The 18,783-nt window shown below is 53.2% G+C and carries 12 protein-coding genes; 4 read left to right on the plus strand and 8 right to left on the minus strand.

What is annotated here, in order from left to right; genetic code table 11:
* Positions 1-40: 40 nt before the first annotated feature.
* Entirely contained in the window at positions 41-1,942 is a 1,902-nt protein-coding gene (locus ACRZ91_RS16395; RefSeq protein WP_480907136.1) for a PAS-domain containing protein, read from the plus strand.
* Entirely contained in the window at positions 1,943-2,644 is a 702-nt protein-coding gene (locus ACRZ91_RS16400) for a response regulator transcription factor (protein ID WP_170544146.1), read from the plus strand.
* A gap of 68 nt (positions 2,645-2,712) precedes the next feature.
* Here the strand turns inward: ACRZ91_RS16400 and ACRZ91_RS16405 are convergent, their stop codons facing one another.
* From ACRZ91_RS16405 to ACRZ91_RS16420, 4 genes are all read right to left on the minus strand, one after another.
* On the minus strand, positions 2,713-4,023 hold the full coding sequence (locus ACRZ91_RS16405; protein WP_480907138.1) for an HlyD family type I secretion periplasmic adaptor subunit: 1,311 nt from the start codon (positions 4,021-4,023) through the stop codon (positions 2,713-2,715).
* On the minus strand, positions 4,007-6,139 hold the full coding sequence (locus ACRZ91_RS16410) for a type I secretion system permease/ATPase (protein WP_480907139.1): 2,133 nt from the start codon (positions 6,137-6,139) through the stop codon (positions 4,007-4,009). The genes ACRZ91_RS16405 and ACRZ91_RS16410 overlap by 17 nt, the downstream gene beginning before the upstream one ends.
* A gap of 156 nt (positions 6,140-6,295) precedes the next feature.
* A complete protein-coding gene (locus ACRZ91_RS16415; protein ID WP_480907141.1) occupies positions 6,296-7,114 on the minus strand; it encodes a SapC family protein in 819 nt (272 codons plus the stop codon).
* Between the two features lie 65 nt (positions 7,115-7,179).
* On the minus strand, positions 7,180-11,031 hold the full coding sequence (locus tag ACRZ91_RS16420; RefSeq protein ID WP_480907143.1) for an Ig-like domain-containing protein: 3,852 nt from the start codon (positions 11,029-11,031) through the stop codon (positions 7,180-7,182).
* A gap of 221 nt (positions 11,032-11,252) precedes the next feature.
* Between ACRZ91_RS16420 and ACRZ91_RS16425 the strand changes: the two genes are divergently transcribed.
* Positions 11,253-13,298, plus strand: coding sequence for a dockerin type I domain-containing protein (locus tag ACRZ91_RS16425; RefSeq protein WP_480907145.1), 2,046 nt, complete (start codon positions 11,253-11,255; stop codon positions 13,296-13,298).
* 20 nt (positions 13,299-13,318) lie between these two features.
* Here ACRZ91_RS16425 and ACRZ91_RS16430 read toward each other — a convergent pair whose 3' ends face one another.
* From ACRZ91_RS16430 to ACRZ91_RS16440, 3 genes are all read right to left on the minus strand, one after another.
* On the minus strand, positions 13,319-14,626 hold the full coding sequence (locus tag ACRZ91_RS16430; RefSeq protein WP_170544156.1) for an HlyD family type I secretion periplasmic adaptor subunit: 1,308 nt from the start codon (positions 14,624-14,626) through the stop codon (positions 13,319-13,321).
* Positions 14,626-16,365 (minus strand): type I secretion system permease/ATPase, encoded by a 1,740-nt coding sequence (locus tag ACRZ91_RS16435; RefSeq protein ID WP_170780423.1) that lies wholly within the window; start codon positions 16,363-16,365, stop codon positions 14,626-14,628. Before ACRZ91_RS16435 ends, ACRZ91_RS16430 begins: the two co-directional genes overlap by 1 nt.
* A gap of 324 nt (positions 16,366-16,689) precedes the next feature.
* The gene (locus tag ACRZ91_RS16440) at positions 16,690-16,818 is read right to left on the minus strand and encodes a hypothetical protein (RefSeq protein ID WP_260027356.1); all 129 of its coding nucleotides are present in this window, start codon (positions 16,816-16,818) and stop codon (positions 16,690-16,692) included.
* Between the two features lie 129 nt (positions 16,819-16,947).
* On the opposite strand from ACRZ91_RS16440, the gene ACRZ91_RS16445 reads away from it, so the two are divergent.
* Positions 16,948-17,367 carry a DegT/DnrJ/EryC1/StrS family aminotransferase gene (locus ACRZ91_RS16445; RefSeq protein WP_480907147.1) on the plus strand — a complete coding sequence of 140 codons (420 nt, stop codon included), beginning with the start codon at positions 16,948-16,950 and terminating at the stop codon, positions 17,365-17,367.
* Between the two features lie 366 nt (positions 17,368-17,733).
* On the opposite strand, the gene ACRZ91_RS16450 is transcribed toward ACRZ91_RS16445, so the two are convergent.
* Positions 17,734-18,747 carry an NAD-dependent epimerase/dehydratase family protein gene (locus tag ACRZ91_RS16450; protein ID WP_480907149.1) on the minus strand — a complete coding sequence of 338 codons (1,014 nt, stop codon included), beginning with the start codon at positions 18,745-18,747 and terminating at the stop codon, positions 17,734-17,736.
* Between the last annotated feature and the right edge of the window lie 36 nt (positions 18,748-18,783).

Genomic DNA, 18,783 nt, shown 5'->3' on the forward strand with positions numbered 1-18,783 from the left:
CCTGTGCCTGAACTGGTGTTACCCATAGGCGCAGGGGAGGATGAATTTGGAGATATCTGAACAACGCATTAAGGCGATGACAACGGCTGGCCTGAACCTGATCGGGCAAGCGCTGTCAATCTATGACAGTCAGTTGCGCCTTGTAGTCAGCAATTTGAGATTTCAGGAAATGTTCGGATTGCCGGATGAACTTGTCGAACCAGGTGCATTGTTCCACGACACCATTCACTTTCTCGCCAGCCGTGGCGAGTACGGCCCGGACGGTGATGTCGCCGAAATGGTTGAGACCCGCGTTGCTCAGGCGTTGGCGTTCGAGCCACACTACATGGAGCGTACTCGACCCAATGGCCAGGTGATCTCGGTCGAAGGTGCACCCTTGCCGAATGGTGGTTGGGTGGCTGTTTACACAGACATTACGCGCACCAAACAGGTCGAAGAATTGCTACGCAGTCGTTCGGAAGAACTGTCCGGCCAACTTTTAGGACACGCCGAAGAGCTTTCGGCAACAAACCGGAAACTGGCTGCAACGATTACGGCGCTTGAAGAGGCTAAGCGCCAGTTGACCGAGATCGAGGCGCGCACGCGGATGACAACCGAGATGATGCCGGCTCATATCGCGCATCTGGATACTGATGGACGATACGATTACTCAAACCGCCGCCTCAGTTCGGTTATGCCCGGCCGCCCGTCTGACATTCTGGGCCTTCACATATCAAAGGCCTTGGGGCAATCGGCCTATGATCGGGTAAAACCGCATCTGGAACAGGCGTATGGCGGCCAACCTTCGGTTTTTGAGTTTACCGAGGATCAGGATTCGCGCCGCATTCGCGTGTCCTTCACGCCAGACAAAGCTGGTGGCGTTTATGTCATGTCGGTGGATATTACCGAAGAGACACAAGCTCGTGTCGCCCTTCAGCAAACGCGACGCAGAGCGATGGCGGCGCAAATGACCAGCGGGCTCGCCCATGACTTTTCGAATTTGTTGACCATCATATTGGGAATGCAGGCGCGACTTGAGAAGATGGATTTGCCTGTCGAGGCAGGTCAGCTTGTATCAGCCACGCAGCAGACCGCACGGCGAGGCGGGCAATTGTTGAACCGCATCGCAGACATGACTGGCAATCGCACGCCCCAACCACAGGCGACGGATATGCGCGGGCTACTCGAGGATTTGCGCATTCTGGCCACACCTTCCTTACCGCGCGGAATGGGACTGTCGGTCGTAAATACTTTGCCCAATAAGCCGTTGATGCTTGATCCAGGTATGGTGCAGGATGCTCTACTAAATCTCGTGCTGAATGCCCGAGACGCCTGTGGTACGTCCGGTCAAATTACCATCAGTGTGCATGCGATCGGAACCATTTGGATCGAAATTACGGTCTCGGACACGGGTTCAGGCTTTACTCCGGAAGCGCTGGAGCAAGCATTAAATCCGTTCTTTACCACCAAAGGCAGCGATGGATCGGGGCTGGGGCTTCCGATGGTTTATGACACCGTAAAGCTCGCCGGGGGCGATCTGAATTTACGGAACACGCCTTCTGGTGCATCGGTTGTAATACGCCTGCCTTTCCGACCAGCGCCGCCCTCTCAGGCGGGTCTTGTACTTTTGGTGGAGGACAACGATGAATTGCGCAGCCAATTTCGGGAAATTCTGATTGGATTGGGCTGTTCCGTCATCGAAGCGAGCTCGGTTGAAGAAGCGCTTACTTTGACGTCCGATATTGAAGATATCACGCTGGTGCTATCAGACATCCGGCTTGAGGGTGAAGGCACCGGCATCGATATCGTCGACCATCTGAGTGGTGCTTTGCCTTGCATCCTGATGACATCCCTACCGATTTCCGATCCGTTGCATCATCAAGCGCTGAAACGCGCGCCTGTCCTGAGCAAACCTTTCACACCAGAGCAGCTTTCCGCTCTGATCCGTACCGAGGCCGCGTAGATGACACAACCATTGGTGACCATTCTTGATGATGAACCTGAAATACGGCACATTTTGACAGGCGCTCTCGAAGATGCGGGTTTTCGAACCCAAAGCTTTGCGCGCGCGCGTGAATTCGAAGCGTCGTTGAAGCGGGTCACGCCAGATGTCTGCCTTGTGGATTTGTCGCTCCCTGATACTGATGGACTGGCACTGGTACATCGCCTTGCGCTCGAGCAGGGGGCCGCTGTCATTATCATCTCTGGCCGGGCACAGGTGCAGGATCGAGTGACAGGGCTCGAACTTGGGGCGGACGACTACATAACCAAACCTTTCGACCCCGCAGAGGTCATCGCGCGTGTTCGCGCCCGTTTGCGGTCTACTGGTCCTGCTGTGCAAAACTCAGATGCCGCCGAATTCAACGGATGGACCGCGCATTTTGACCGATATGTTCTGATTGATGAAAATGGTGCGGAAACACCATTCAGCCACGCCGAAGGTGAGGTTCTGCGCCTCTTCCTCGAAAGTCCCAAACGCCTTATCAGTCGGGCCCGTATGCAAGAGATTTTAGGTGGTGGCGCGGGTGACAGCTTTGATAGGGCGATGGATGTACGTATCTCACGGTTGCGGACAAAATTGGGAGAGGACCCCAAAAATCCGCGCCTGATCAAAACTATCTACGGGGCAGGGTACATCTTTCTAGGCGACGTTGCCTGGCGATGAGCATCCCTTTCAAACAATTGTCAATTTACCGCCACGACGAATGAGCCAGCATTTCTTGAGACAAGAGGTCATTCACGAAATGCCTGGTCCTTGATCTTCAATACCGGTTGGATCAGGTAATCCAGCACCGTTTTTCGACCCGCAAGGATATCAACTTCCGCGATCATTCCGGGTATGATCTCGACCGCCATACCAGATCCGTCCAGCATGGTGTCCGAGGTCTGAATTTCAACTGCAAAGACCTCTTCTTCACTCCTGTCAGTACGCGTTACTGCGTCAGCTCCAATGCGAATGATCTCACCGTCTAAGCTGCCGTATCGAGAATAGTCGTAGGCCGTAATCTTTATCTTAACCTGTTGTCCTGCATGCAAAAATGCGATGTTATCGGGGCGAATGTAAGCTTCCACCAACAGTCCGTCGTCCAATGGGACGATTTCGATCAATTCTTCACCGCTGCGCGCCAGACCTCCGATTGTCGTGCTGTGGATGCGATTTACAATGCCTCGAACCGGAGCACGAATCTGCGCGCGCGACACCCGGTCACGAAGCGAGGGCAGGGCAGGTTGCAACGCCGACAGCTCAGCCGTAACCAATGCAAAATCGGTAAGTGCAGCGCTGCGAAATCTGCTGCGCGTTGCGCTTACTTTTTCATCTATTTCGTTAAGACCGGCCTTCAGGCGGCTTATCACCGCCTCAGCCCTGGTCTTTCGGCCAGTCCATTCTGCCTCACTCCGACGCAATGCAAGCAATGTAGTTACAGGTTCCATGCGTTGCTCAACCAGAGGCTCCATCATTGCGCGCTCTTCAGCCAGAACATTCAATGTTTCCACTGTTGTAATCTGATCCACCAAACCCTCCTCGTACTCGCGCTGTCTTTGTTCGTGTTGTCTCGTCAGAATTGCAATCTCGGAGGCAAGTTCAGCTTGCCTCCCCCGATACAGCGCTGTTTCTGATCGTACGACGCTAGGAGCTTCGCTTAACAAGGGTTCGCCAAACTGCAGATCACTCCCGTCTATTTCCGCCTGCAGTCGCTGGGCACGCGCCATTAAAGCATATGCGCGTTGTTGTTCCTGAATTAACTCACGTTCAATCTGGTTACTGTCGAGTTCCATCAACAACGCTCCGGCTTCGACCAGCTGCCCTTCATATGCATGCAGAGATTGCAGAACCCCCGGCTCGGCGGCTTCAATAACCTGAATGTCTCCGGAGGGTACTATGCGGCCGTCGGCGCGTACAACATCGTCCAACTCTGTAAAGTTTGCCCACGCAACCGCGGTGATGATGCATCCCACAATCAGGAACAGTAACACGGATCCCCGGAGCGGTGCCTGCCCCTGCATTTCGCGCGCGAGCTGTTTGAGTTCAGGATGCCGCAACATTCAGATGCCTCCCGGGATTGCGAACATGTTGCGCAAGAACGCCTTTGGGTCCATCCATGCCGACCTTGCCATCCTCAATCACGATCACGCGGTCCACCAGTTCCAACAAACTTGTACGATGTGTCACGATCACCATCGTGGTGTGTTGCGTTGCAGATTTTAACCTTTTGATTGTCTCCGCCTCGGATTTGATATCCATGGCACTTGTCGGTTCATCCAACACCAACACCGGGGGGCGGCCTATGAGCGCCCGAGCCAGAGCAACTGATTGTCTCTGACCGCCTGACAGGCCTTCACCACGCTCGGCGATTTGTTGGTCGTAACCGAGCGGGTGCTTGGCGGTGAAATCCTCAACCCCCGCTACCTGACCAGCGCGGATTACATCGCTATCGTGCGGACGCATCATACCGCTGGCAATATTGTCCCTGATTGAACCAGAGAACAGCCAAATATCTTGCAGGATCGAGCCAACGTTGTGACGCAATTCTCCGGGATCGATTTGACGGATGTCCAGCCCATCGAGCATTACAGATCCCACGCGCGGCTGATATAATCCCAGCAGCAATCGCGCGATCGTACTCTTGCCCGATCCAATTTGGCCAAGGATCGCTACCTTTTCACCCGGTTCGATGGTGAAGGAAACACCCTTTAGCGTATCGTCTGTTTGCTCGGGGTAAGTAAAATGGACATTATTAAACGCGATGCGCCCGGAAATCTCGGGTCGGCTCACCCATGACCGGCCCTGCGGCCGTTCGTTATCTGCCTGCATAAGCTTATCGAGATTGCGAAAAGCACTACGCGCATGATTGATGCGCGTAAGTGTCTGAGCCAACTGGCCCAATGGCGCCAAAGCCCGTCCAGTCAGCATAACTGATGCCACAAGCGCACCCATGCTGGTTTGGCCATCTGCAATAAGAAATACGCCGTAGAACACAATCAACACTTGCGCGGCTTGTTGAGTAAGCCCGGTCAGGTTCAGTGCGAATTGGGTAATGGCGCGACTACGCGCCCCATGCTCCGACTGGCGCACGATTGCATTCTCCCAGCGTGTTCGCATTTTCCGACCTGCAGCTGTGGTCTTGATCGTCTCAAGACCAGTTGCTGTCTCGACCAGTACAGATTGCTTTGACTGTCCATCGGCAAAGCTATTTTCCGCCAGCCGTGACAACATTGGTTGGACAGCTAATCCGCTCAGCAAAACAACCGGTACGGCAAGTGCTGGAACTAGCGCCAATGGCCCCCCGACGAGGTAGATGGTAAGGATAAAGACGGCGATGAACGGCAAGTCTACAACTGCGACCAAAGTGGCCGAAGTAAAGAACTCACGCAGGGTTTCGAATTCTCTTATCGTGCTGGCCATTTCACCGACTGAACCTGGCCGTGCGGTCATGCGGATATTAAGCATCTGGTCGAAGATGCTCCGCCCCATGAACATGTCGGCTTGTTGTCCGGCGCGGTCAATGAAACCGGCGCGCAAGAGTTTAAGCGCAAAGTCGAATATCAATGCCAAGCACACGCCGAAAGTTAGAGCTAGGAGAGACTCCGTTGCTTCGTTCGGCAACACCCGGTCGTAGACAATCATTATGAAAACTGAAGTCGTCAGCCCCAGAATATTCGCCATCGCAGCCGCCAACGCGACCTGAAAGTAGGACCAGCGATTCACCGCGAGCGCGGACCAGAACCAGTACCCTTCGTGCCTCGCGTCAGAGGTGCCGACCTCGTCATCGTGCGACCGTCGAAAAAGTAAGGCATAGCCTGTATATGCTTCCTGAAAGTCTCCCTCAGAAATCTCTCCGACGCCATCGCCTAACGCTGGATCAAAGAGTAAGAGATCACCCGATTGCGAGCGGCCATGATAAACGACGGCACGATCATCACTCAACAACAGGATCGCTGGCGCCAGTGTTGCGTCAAATGCGTTGATTTTTTGCGCTCCAAAACCAACTTGCATCCCGACATTTTGCGCCAAGGTTATCGCGTCGCGAACGGTTAGATCATCCGCCTCACCCGACCGTGCGGCAGACAGTGTCGAAATTGTCAAAGTGCGTTCGAGCGTGGCTGCTACATTTAACAAGCAAGATTCTAGCGGCGTTATAGAACCATGAGTAATTTTCATGTGAGCCTACCCCAATAGTTTAGTTTGACGATCAACAGATCAATCGAATTTACGGATCGGCTCGCAGTTGTTACCCGCTTTTCACAATTTAGGTTTGGCGCTACTTTCTGTGTAGAAAAAAGCACGGTCGCCAGAAACGGTAGCTTTGATAGATAGTTAGCCCATCTCATTGATCGGCTCTGCGTTTGTGTGATCATGGGCTATATCATTGGCCATCGCGGTTAAGAACCCGTTTAGTGTGTCGCTCGAAGACGAATGATTGTATTCTGAGCCTCTCTGCGCTTGTGCCAGCCATGCACATAGCGACAACGAAATTTGATGAGCGTGGATAAGTTCAAACGCATCATTTTTTATCAGCGTCAGATTGAAAACATCCGGTACGCGATTTAGTTTTTTTCTATCGATGCCCCAACATGCTGGGGGCAGAGCGATCCCTTCAAAATCCTGAAGGGGAATAAAAAGCTCCATTTCTGCAAGCAATGTGCAAAGGCGGTGGGTTGTAACGGCTGCGGCTTCACGATGTTGCAAAAACTGCAGCACGTCCTGGAGGTCCCGAGTCAGTTTATTTTGGTCGGTAAAAAATGGATTGTCTTGTGGATCGCGCGTCAACAATCCAGAGTTTTCATCTACGTACAGGCACAACTTTTGCACCGCAGGAACGTCGGAATTTCTAGAAGGCCCTGCGTAAAACGGGTAGGAACGAAGCGCTGACGGTACGTACGGCGCACGCCAATGCCCTTTTGGATCGACAAAGGGTGACGCTATGCCAGCAGCGACTGAAAACAGCGCCGTCGGTATGAAATCATCTCCCCGCCGCTGGAACACAATGGGGAACGCAGACGCGATCCGAGATATTTCTGAAATAACGATCGGACATCCGACCATGCCTTGGGCAAATCCGAAAGACGCGAAACGACGCCAAAAAAAGTTGCGATGACGCCCAACATGTACGGGGACAAGACCATTCTCTATCATACAAACCTCTTGTAAGGATAAGGCGAGATCACCTCAGGCATTCTCCCCAAATGCCTATCGGCGATTTAAGCAGAAGCGCCGGTCGGGTCGGTCAACAGGACGTTGTCTGATGTCAACGCACTTAGGTCCGCAAGCCCTTCAAATTGCGCCAGTGTTTCTACCGACGCTGAACCTGGGCTTGAATAATCGACTTTGACAAGAAGGCTGTCAGAGCCATCTGTTGCAAGAAGATATATCTCGTCTCCGGCCTGAGCACCTGTCAGGTTCTCTGCAGCGCTGGCAATCGTGTTGACATCCAGATCAGCAAGTGAAGTTTCCAAACCAACGAAGCCGGTGTTTGAGCCGATGGTGCCTCCTGCCATAAGCAACTCAACTCCAGTACCGTCACCGCGCAGCGTACTTGCATCGAGATTATGAAATAGCAGCGCGTCGGATGCGCTCGCTGCCGGGCCGAGTGTAAAGTTGCGAACACTATCCAGGCCATTCGCCGCCGGATCTGCATCAAACACAACAACGTCACGACCTGCGCCTGAGAGGTCAATCATATCGCTTCCATCGCCACCATGGATGACATCGTCGACGTTTGACCCGATTAGATGATCAGCCCCAGCGGTGCCCAGATGAAGTTGCGACGGCCCGCCATCCGGTGTGGTCAACGTCAGCACTATCGGTTTGGTTGCATCCTGCACGGTCATCGTGAATGTAACAACTGGTTGCGACAAATCTCCATAGCTTGTCGCAGCTCCGGCGAAACTGATCGTGGAACCTCCGCTTGGGTTCGCAAGGAACAGGTTGAAATCCGCGTTCTCGATCTCGGACCCATTGTCATAAGTCGCAATCGAAGAATCAAAGCCCAAATCGGCTGTAAATGCCAGCCCGCTGGAGATATCGCGATCCGGGTCTGCGTAGATCTCAAATGTCACCGTCGATCCGCTTCGACCAACCTCAGAAATAGTATAAGCGGCTGGCACATGAGCGAAGGTTTCAACCGAAATTGGAGAGGGGTCCGGACCACCAGACACAGTTGCCTGTGCAGAAAAATCGAGAGAGTCTCCAGCATCGATCGAGGCGAAGGTTACAGCGGACACTGCAAGGCTCCAACTTCCATCAGCAGCAACGGTTGCGCTGCCGATGGAGACTGAATTGAGCGTGACATCGATCGCCTGACCTGGCGTTAACCCCGTAGAACCACCAGAGATCGTTAATCCAGTGTTTTGCGCATCGGTTAGTGAAACTGCTCCGTTTGTTCCGGGCGTATTGAAGCTCAGAATAGGACGGAAGTTTGTATCTAACGTTGCTGTTGCGTCAATTGCCGGATTCCCCGCTGCGTCCTGGACCGATGCTGTGATCTGAAAGCTGCTGCTATCTGCGAGCCCAAGCAAATCGGCAGAAGGGATAACCGCAGCCCAGGTACCACCAGAAACCACAGAAGTATAATCCGCGCCGTTCAGATTGACGGTAACCAACTGTCCATCTTCAGCGGAGGTGAAACCTGAAACGTTCAGGTCGGATCCTTGTTCAATTACGTCCAGTATAGGACCCACAGTCAGAGGGTTCATCGTAATCGTAGGTGCATCAAGGTCCGTGCTGAAACTTGCCGAGGTGCTACTGTCATTCCCAGCGGCATCGGAAACCAAAGCATTTACGGTGTATGATGCCCCATCTTGTAAACTGCTCAGGTCAGATGCGGCCGCAGTGTAAGTCCAGCTACCTCCGCTGACAGGGGTGAAACCACTTAGCAAAACAGTGCCATCTGAAGCTACAATTTGGACAGTAACTTGTGTTCCATCACCGACGTTGGACGTTCCGGAAATTTCCAAATCAGTAACCTGCTCGGCGATGTTTATCACCGGACCATCGGATAGGGACGAAATCACCAATGCTGGAGGTGTGAAGTCAGTGTCGAAGCTTCTGGAAGCCTGCAATGACGGGTTACCAGCCGAATCGGAGACATTTGCAGTCACGGATATCGTCGCGCCATCTGACAGCAGCGCCAAATCTGCGGTAGGTACGGTGGCAATCCAAGACCCTCCTGTAACAATACCCGTATAGGATTGTCCGTTGAGGGATACGGTCACCGTTTGGCCATCCTCAGCCGAAGTGATTCCTGAGACGGTCAGGTCGGTATCACGCTCTGTCGCATTCATGACTGCGCCATGCGAAAAGCTGTCAATGTTCAATGTGGGCGCTGAAACATCTTTGGACAGGCCGACAACGTCCTGCGGAGCCGGTAGGCCGTCAGCGTCAGTAACGTCGGCCGTCAGGTTGAAGCTTCCACCATCAGCGAGTGCTATGAGATCTGCACTTGGAATATTCACGCTCCAACTGCCGCCCGATACCAAATCTGTATAAGTTTGGCCGTTCAGAGTGACCGAAACTTGCTGACCGTCAGATACGTTTCCTGTTGTCCCATTTACGGTCAGATCAGAACCCACCTCAGCTGCGTTCAAGACGGCACCGACGGATAGGGGAGCAATTGCTATCGAAGGACCAGTGAGATCGACCGGTACAGAGACAACAATGGGTGTTGCAGTGTTACCCGCAGCATCGCTGATCGCAACAGAAATGGTAGCGGGCACCCCGGTGGCCAGTCCAGAAAGATCCCCATTCGGGATCGTCACCGACCAACTGCCGCCCGAAGCGGTTCCGCCATAATCTTGGCCGTCGAAAGATACGGTAACGGCCTGACCGTTCTCGGCGGTGGTTGTCCCCGTCAGAACCAGATCGCCGCCAACATCTGCAAGATCGATAGATCCGCCGGCAACAGGGTTCAGGGTCAGAGCAGGAGCAGAGAAGTCTGTATCAAATGCATCATTTACCTGAACGGCGGGATTGCCTGCGCGGTCAGTTACATCTGCCGTTACTGCTATGTTAGCTCCGTCTGGTAAAGCCGCAAGATCAACGGCTGGTACCGAGACGTCCCAGCTGCCCCCAGAAACTGTCCCTTGATAGGTCTGACCACCGACCGTTACCGCGACAATTTGGCCATTTTCCGCATCTGTTGTGCCCGAGATTTCAAGAGCGCCGTTCTGTTCTGCGCCATTCAAAACTACGCCAGCTGAAAACGCGGAGATTTCCAATGTAGGAGGGACTGTATCGACGTCAAACTTGGCGGTATCCACCGAAATTTCCGTGCCCACGCCATCCAGATGTCGAATTGTAACCGTTGAAATCCCCTGAGGGAGCGCGGCTGCTTCGGCTTGAGTCAGCGAAACGCTCCAGTTTCCATCGATATCGGGTGTGACAGCTCTGGTGACGGGACCAATAGTTACTTCTACCGAAGTTGTGCCCTCGGGGGTCGCTGATTTGCTGCTGATATTATTAAGTTCATTTGTCTGCAATTCCTGCAGGTTAAGGCTGGGTGGTCGAGGAGGTTCTGTTGCGACCGTAGGTGGCTCGGGGTCTTCATCACTCCCGCCCCCTCCACCACCACCTCCGCCAGCAGCGGCTGCTGCACCGGCAATACCCAGCCCACCTAATGCAAGCCCCGCGCCGCTCACCCCGCCTGCGGCGGCGGTCGCTCCGGCGGCTTCCGCTGCGAGACTGAATTGAGCAATTTCTGCGGCAACCACGTCGGCAAGCATAATCGCGCCGTTTTCCAGAATTTGAACGTTCTCGGCGGTGACAACAATCGTTCTACCATCCGCCAAGCTTAGTTGGACATCACCATTTGCAAGCAATTTTACAACCAGAACACCGGGGATCGAATTTGCAAACTGATAGGAGTCGAGCTGTTCGTCGGTCGCCTGTGCCAACACCGGCAATGCCAATAGTGTTGACCCAAGACCACCTGCAAATCCACGCTTGGCCAATAGCTTGAGCTTTTTGTCTATCCAGTTGCGAACATGGCGCTTGCGCTGCGCATTGGGCTGAGAGTCCGTGATCGAAATTTTGGTCGAGCCGGTATTGTTGGTCATGTTGCCCTCACATTTGATGGACGCGGTTTTTGCATGTCCCGCATTTCCCGGTTCAAACCCATTCATTCGTGGCGCGATCTGGCACCTTTGGGGGAGCAATCCGGAAAACTTGAATTAATCTGGAACCGAAGTCCCTATTTTCACCACATTTCCGCTCTGGTTCTGGTCTGCGCATCGTTCCATCCTGTTTCCACTGCCAGGGGTGGTAGGGGGTAGGGGCGATGAAGCTTCAGTTCGAAAGTGTGGTGGCAACGGGGACCGCAGCGCTCGATTCAGGTATCGGCGATACGGCTTTAAAAACGTTTAACGGTGAAACGTATCTCTATAGTATCACTGGACCCGGAGGCGGGATCGTTTCGTGGCAACTTGGTTCGGAAGTATCGCCTCAGGAAATAGACCTGCAGTATTTCGACGCGTCGATCTCGTATCAAGTCGGTCGGAGTGGCATTCCAATCCAACTCGCCTCTGGCGATCAGCTAATTTTGGACGTCGATACCTCGACGGGTCTGATCGGATATGACCTGAACCCGGATGGAAGCATTGGCAGCATCCGCGAAACAAACACTCTGTCTGGCGGCGGAGATATTTCTGCAGCGACACAGTTGACGGTTGGTACAAACGAAATTCTTACGCTTGCACAAACTGATACCGGGCAGCTTGCAACGTATCACATCAATCTAGACGGGACTTTGAGCCTGATAAATTCGGTTGCAGGCTCAGCAGATGAGCTACGGGCGTTACAAGTCGGATCGAAACATTTCGTCATGTCCATTGATACTGCAAGCAGCTCTATCCAGCCGTATTTGGTCGACCAGAATTCAGGTGTACTATCCGCGGTAGATGGAAATACTTCGATTCAGACGCTCGGGATAAGCGCGCCAACTGCTATCGAAGTTGTTCAGGCTTATGGCAGATCATGGGTCGTCGTAGCGGGTTCGCAAAGCAGCTCAATAAGCGTCATGGAATTGGGCGACAATGGACAGCTCAGACCAATCAATCACGTCCTGGATACACTGCATACCCGATTCGAATCTGTACAGGATCTATCGGTCATTGAAGTAGAGGGGCGGGTTTTTGTCCTGGCAGGGGGCGGCGATGACGGCGTTACACTGTTCACGATGACCCCGGATGGGCAACTCGTTCATAAGGATAGTTTTGCAGACACGCTGGAAACCAGATTACAGAATGTTGAAACGCTCAGCGTGGCGCATGTAGGGGATGAATTACAGGTTTTTGCAACGTCTCAAATAGATCCGGGCATAACCCATCTCAGCGTATCAGTTGCGGATTTGGGAGTTGTCTCGCAAGGCTTGGGGTCGGTAACCGGGACCGCGCAAGACGATTTGTTAAGCGGAGGGATTCTGGATTCAACCCTGAACGGTGGAGCGGGCGACGACATCCTGATCACCGGTACAAGTTCAACGATCATGACAGGTGGGGCAGGCGCAGATGTCTTCGTGATCCGTCAAAGCAGTGGTCCAACTGTAATTTCGGATTTTCAGGCCGGGACAGATCGGCTGGACTTGTCGCACTACCCGTTCCTTAGGACTCCTGCGCAGCTGGATTTTACCTCAACAGCGACAGGCGCACGCATAACCTATCTTGATGAAACAATCGACCTGATTTCGGATACCAACACCCCTTTGACCAGCGCTCAGGTGTTCGGGTCCGGGTTTAGTGGGCCGGACCACATCCCGGTTGATTTGGGTTCCGCTCCGGATAACAACGCCTCTGAAGGTTTAGCTGGCGCATTTACACTTGATGCTTTCGTCCGCAATCCAGCGCTTGGGGATGCCGAAATCCGGTTTACGCCTGATGGAGGCTCTACTCTCACAGTGCAAGCCAATGAATATGGTGAATTCGATTTGGAAGTACCGGATGGGACGTTTCCCGGACAACTAGAAATCATCAAGTCTTATTCGACAGCGAGCGGCGAAATTACCGCGCTGGATGCTCTGCAGGTTCTGCGTATGTCGGTCGGTCTGGATCCAACCTGGGGGTCTGCCGCTGCAGAGAATTTCATCGCAGCCGACATAACCCGAGATGGGTCGGTTAATGCCCTCGACGCGCTGGCGATTCTACAAGTCGCGGTTGGACAACCCACCGCACATGGGGCCGAATGGGTATTTCTGGACGCGAACGAAAATTTGTCTGATATCTCCAGAAACAATGTAAATTACAATACAAGCGTCGATGTCACCATAATAGATGGCGCTTTGACGCTTGATATGACTGCAATACTCCTGGGAAATGTCGAAGCAGTTTGAGCATGGGTTTCAGGCCCCGATCACTCCCTGAATGCGCGATAAAAATAGTCAGCCAATGGTTTGATCAGATAGGATAGAGGCGTACGCTCATCTGTCTTGATCATAGCTTCAACTGGCATTCCAGGCAGCAGTTCCTGACCGTTGAGACGATCAAGCTGGCCTTCATCGGGCACTACTTCGGCCCGATAGAAAGTAAAACCGCTGGTCTCATCGGTGAACGTGTCAGCCGAAACGTTGATTACATGGCCTTCGATCTCGGGGGTGTCACGCTGGTTGAAGGCCGGGAACCGAAGGGCGACATCCTGTCCACGATGCAACTGATCCACATGCAATGCATCAACACGCGCGGCAACCAGTAACGGAGTGTCCTGAGGAACTACGTACATCATCGGTTCACCGGGTTGTATGACCGACTGAATCGCAAAAACCTGGCTGTCATAAACTGTGCCAGCAACGGGTGCGCGAATATCCAGGCGCGACAAACGTTCGGTTAGTGCAAGACGCCTTTCTGCCAACTCAACCGCACGAGATTGAACGTCTCGAAGTTCGGTAATCGCCTCTTCGCGGCGGGTGGCCTGCAGTTGGACAATCTGAATTTCGGTCGTTGCGATCTGGCCCTTGAGCCGTGCAATGGTTGATTCAAGCCGCCCTATTTGTCCGGTAAGATTTGCCTCTTCTCTTTGTAGGGCAGAGACACGGCTTGCTTGCGTCAGACCGCGTTGCAGCAAACCCTGCTGATCTTCAAGTTCGGTTCTGATGAGTCCAACTTGCGTGTTCAGCGATGCAAGCTGCGCTTGCGTGCCCTCAATCTCGTTTCCGATCTGAACCTTTTGTTTGCCTAACTGGTCAATCTGTTGGGTCAGCGTGTCAAGTCTTGCATTGAACAAACGTTGCTGGCCCGCCAGCAAATCGTCACCGATTGTTTCATTGGATTTGAGCTCCTGCAGGCTTTGGGCAAGTGCATCGACATTCGCGCCATCCCTCTCTGCCTCAAGCCGAGCTTTTCGGGCAAGCAACTCGAACAGCTGTGATTCAACGATGGTTGTCTCCGACGCCAGAAAAGTATCGTCGAGCCTCAGCATCAATTCGCCTTCAGTGACACTATCACCGTCACGCACGAAGATTTCACCGACTACCCCGCCATCCGGATGTTCGATCACCTGACGGTTGCTTTGGACTTCAATCACACCCTGGGAAATGATCGCCCCGGCCAGTTCGGTGCGTACGCTCCAGATTCCTAACCCTAACACCAAAATTGCCAGGGCCAACAAGCCGACAACGGCTGGTGCCGTGATGCTCCAGGCTGGACGTGAACTCTTGTCTGACATCATTCACCCACCTTATTCAGATGCCGTTTTATGACGTTGGCGTTTTGCACCATTGTATTCAACACCTCATCGCGCCCGCCGGATTTTACGATCTGACCCTTTTCAACGACAACAAGATCATCGCACTCTGAGATAGCTTGCGGGCGGTGGGTCATGATGATGGTGGATTTGCCTGCTTTCTTAAGCTCGCGTACCGCAGTGTTCAGAGCCAGAGTTCCATCGGCATCCAAAGCCGAGTTGGGTTCATCCAAGATCAACACAACAGGATTGCCATAGAGTGCCCGCGCAAGTGCAATGCGTTGTTTCTGGCCACCCGAGAGCTGACTATCATTCCCCTCGAGGAACGTGTCATAGCCCTTCTCAAGGCCGAGAATCAAATCATGTGCATTCGCCGTTTTCGCCGCTGCAACTACCGCTTCGGGATCAGGCGACTGAGACATACGGGCAATATTCTCGGCCACAGTACCATTGAACAAGGTAACTTGTTGCGGCAGATAACCAATGTGCTGCCCCAGATCGTCGGGATCGTATTGGTCCAGCGTCGCACCCCCCAGACGGATTTCACCTGCTGCAGGGGGCCATAAACCAAGCAGCGCCTTGGCAAGCGTTGTTTTGCCAGATCCGCTTTTACCGATGACGCCAAGCGCTCTACCGGGCTCCAGCTCAAGCGCGGCATTGCGCAATGTTGGGGTTTTGGCGCCAGGCGGAATTACGGTCAAACCTTTTGCCACAAGATGTGCCTTGGGGGTAGGCAGCTTCGTGCGCGATGCCTCTGGCGGTGTGGAGTCGAGAAACTGGTTCAGGTTGATCCAGGCTGTACGCGCACGTTCAATCATTGACCATTGGCCCACCGCCATCTCAATCGGTGCCAAAGCACGACCCAATAGGATAGTGCCTGCGATCATCGCACCGGGTGTCATTTCGTTGCGAAGAACAAGCCATGCACCTAGTGCCAACATCGCAGATTGAAGAAACAGCCGAAGTGATTTGGTGAGTGAGGTGAAACTGCCTGTCCAGTCACTGGCGGAAATCGACTGCGAGAGCGCTTCGGTCCGCTGGTTCAGCCAACGCTTAGATACATCCTCCTGCATTCCTTGCGATCTCACCACTTCGGCAGCTTGCCGGGCATGTTCAGAAAATGCGTTGGCTTTGGCAGTCGCCACCTGCGCTTCCGCGACTTTACGGTGCGTTAAACCTTGGTTGAGCAGAGCAATCACTACCAAAAGTGTACCACCAGCCACCGCCAGCCAGCCCAGCAATGGGTGAAATAGAAAAATCGCAGCAAGAAACACTGGGGTCCACGGAATGTCCATCACTGCAAGCAAAACAGGGGAGGCGCATAACGAGCGAATCGACTCCAAATCGCGCAACGCGGTAGCAGGCGCTGACCGAATTTGCGGAAACAAGGCACGCCGCATCGTTCCTTCAAACACGCGCTCATCGAGGGATGACTGGAAACGGGCGCCAAATCTGGCAACGATCCGGCCACGTGCATAGTCCAGCATCGCCATCAGCGCATAAAGCAATGCGACAAGCAGAAACAGAGCTGACAGTGTTTCGGTCGAGCGTGACCCAAGGACTCGGTCATATACCTGCAGCATAAACAGAGGGCCGGTCAACATCAGCAAGTTGACAAACACACTGAACAGGAACGCAAGCGCAAGGAAGCTGTTGCCTTGGTTGCGGACTTTTCGAAGCTCGTGGCGCTGGGGTGGGGTGTTGCGATTTTTCAAACTCACACGAAAGGCCCTTGATTGCTCACATCGAGAACTCGTCAAAAGCCGAACTTCCAGAACCCGAAATCGACCTGACAATTGTGGCAACTATATCTGCGCGCTTATGCAGGGACAACGCGCGTTATCCGCTGCTTAGTAGCTTTCGGCGGTGTTTATGCTGTTGCTCGTTCGAAAATGGCAGGAACACGCCGACTGCCTTAGCGTGATCTGCGCCGGCCTTGGTAAACTCCACCAGTCATTTTCAGTCGGAGTTTACTCTAGCTTCCAAAACAAGGCAGCCATTCAGGCGCGAACCGCTTTACTGCGTTCATTGAGTACATTTGCAAGTTAGCCAAATACATTCACATGCATCGCGGTGTTGACCTCGCCAGCCAACTCAATGAACCGGGTGTCGACGCCATACTCGCGCGCTTTCCAGAGAGCAGATCCCAAGGCATCCAGAGATGTTCTTTTCATCAAGAAATTTCTCGTTTTTTTGGATTTGCAGAGTTTTGCACCAATATCTCGCGGGTCACTCAAACCCAAGATGGGGTCTCTACCAGTCGCTCTGTCAGAAAAGACAATGGGTATTTGCTTGCAGATAACGTGCGACGCACTCAATTTGAGAATTCATTCACCGGCGCCAAATACTGCATCACATGTGCCAACGGGACGGATGCCTTGCAGGTTGCTATCATAGCGCTTGTGGTTGGGCCAGTTGATGAATTCATCACACCTGGTTTTTCCTACATCGCGACGGCGGATTCTGCCAGACTATTAGAAACGACACCCGTTTTGTCGACATTGATCCCACCACCTATAGTCTTGTCCCCAATAAGTTGGACGCGGCCGATAATGTCCCGGACCCCGGCCATTACCCCTGTGTTGCTTCATGGGCAGCCTGCTGATTTCGACCACATAATTGAAGTTGCTTCGGCACATGGTCTGCCTGTGATCGAAGATAGGGTGCAGAGCTTTGGCGGATCTCTGCACGGCAAGCGTTCAGGGAACTCGTCAAAAATCTAGTGCACCAGCTTCATTCCATCGAAGCCGACTGGTTGTTACGGTGATGGGGCCGCTATCTTCACGTCGGATGATGAACTGAGCGTGTCCTCCGTCAGATTGCTCGACATGGGCAGGATCGGTGCTATTACCGCCTGAGAGTAGGAATAAACAACCCACCGCGTCAGATCCTAATGCAGATCTGCCAGTTGGCGATTAGGCAGCAGCAAGTGTGATCAGCCTGACAATGCTCCCATACCTACAGGAACATACGCAAGCACAGATCTTCGACGCATCGAAACAAGCAATTTGATAACTGTAGTGACCCTAAGGGGACCCGCCTAGTTTCTCAGAGTAGCGGTTGGTTTAAGATTGACCAAATCGCAGGCTCTATTTGCTGTAATAGTCGCGATACCAGTTTACAAAAGCCTGAATGCCGTCCTTGATTTCTGTCTTTGGGCGATAGCCAGTCAATCGGTGCAGCAAATCGGCATTGGCCCAAGTCGCGGGCACGTCTCCCATCTGCATCTCCATGTAGTTTCGGATCGCGGGCTTGCCTAGGCTTTCTTCGATCGCGTCAACGAAATCCAACAGGCGTACTTTGTCAGAGTTACCAATGTTAACAATGCGGTATGGCGCGACAGGGCTTAAGCTATCGCCTTCAGCGATATCGTCAGGAGATTCGGGCCGAACCGGAGCGACATCGATTAAAAGCGAAATGGCTCGCACCAGATCATCAACATATGTGAAGTCCCGATACATGTCGCCATGATTGTAGATGTCGATGGGCCGATCTTCTAGGATCGCATCTGTAAATTTAAAAAAGGCAAGATCCGGACGCCCCCAGGGGCCGTAGACCGTGAAAAAGCGAAACATGGTTGTCGGCAGATCCCAAAGGTGCGCATAGGAATGCCCCATCGCTTCGTTCGCTTTCTTGGTCGCAGCGTACATCGTAAGTTGATGATCTGCCTTCTCGCATTCGTCAAAAGGCATATCAGGATTAGCCCCATAGATTGACGAGGTGGAGGCCATCAGCAAGTGCTGTACTTTATGCCGCCGTGCCGCTTCCATCACGTTGAATGTTCCGACAACATTGCTTTCGACATAGGCGCGCGGGTTTTCCAAGCTATACCGGACGCCGGCCTGCGCCGCGAGGTGGATGATCACGTTCGGTTCGAATGCGTCAGCCATTCGATCGAAGCTCTCAGTGTCTTCCAGCATCCCTTCGTCACACGAAAAGTTCGGGTTTTCCAACAACAGCGCGTGCCGGCTCTGCTTGAGGCGGACATCGTAGTAATCCGTCATCCCGTCATAGCCGTGAACGCGATAACCATTCTCAAGCAAAAGTTTGGCAAGATGAAATCCGATAAATCCGGCGGTGCCTGTGATCAGAACCTTTTGCATGAGGTTGCTTCCTTGTGTCTGGGCTTGGCGCTTGCG

Source organism: Ruegeria sp. O11 (assembly GCF_056535285.1).

Bases quoted from the DNA above. Each gene is read 5' to 3' on its own strand.
- ACRZ91_RS16395 (WP_480907136.1), top strand. From the start codon at position 41: ATGAATTTGGAGATATCTGAACAACGCATTAAGGCGATGACAACGGCT.
- ACRZ91_RS16400 (WP_170544146.1), top strand. From the start codon at position 1,943: ATGACACAACCATTGGTGACCATTCTTGATGATGAACCTGAAATACGG.
- ACRZ91_RS16405 (WP_480907138.1), bottom strand. From the start codon at position 4,023: ATGTTGCGGCATCCTGAACTCAAACAGCTCGCGCGCGAAATGCAGGGG.
- ACRZ91_RS16410 (WP_480907139.1), bottom strand. From the start codon at position 6,139: ATGAAAATTACTCATGGTTCTATAACGCCGCTAGAATCTTGCTTGTTA.
- ACRZ91_RS16415 (WP_480907141.1), bottom strand. From the start codon at position 7,114: ATGATAGAGAATGGTCTTGTCCCCGTACATGTTGGGCGTCATCGCAAC.
- ACRZ91_RS16420 (WP_480907143.1), bottom strand. From the start codon at position 11,031: ATGACCAACAATACCGGCTCGACCAAAATTTCGATCACGGACTCTCAG.
- ACRZ91_RS16425 (WP_480907145.1), top strand. From the start codon at position 11,253: ATGAAGCTTCAGTTCGAAAGTGTGGTGGCAACGGGGACCGCAGCGCTC.
- ACRZ91_RS16430 (WP_170544156.1), bottom strand. From the start codon at position 14,626: ATGTCAGACAAGAGTTCACGTCCAGCCTGGAGCATCACGGCACCAGCC.
- ACRZ91_RS16440 (WP_260027356.1), bottom strand. From the start codon at position 16,818: ATGAAAAGAACATCTCTGGATGCCTTGGGATCTGCTCTCTGGAAAGCG.
- ACRZ91_RS16450 (WP_480907149.1), bottom strand. From the start codon at position 18,747: ATGCAAAAGGTTCTGATCACAGGCACCGCCGGATTTATCGGATTTCAT.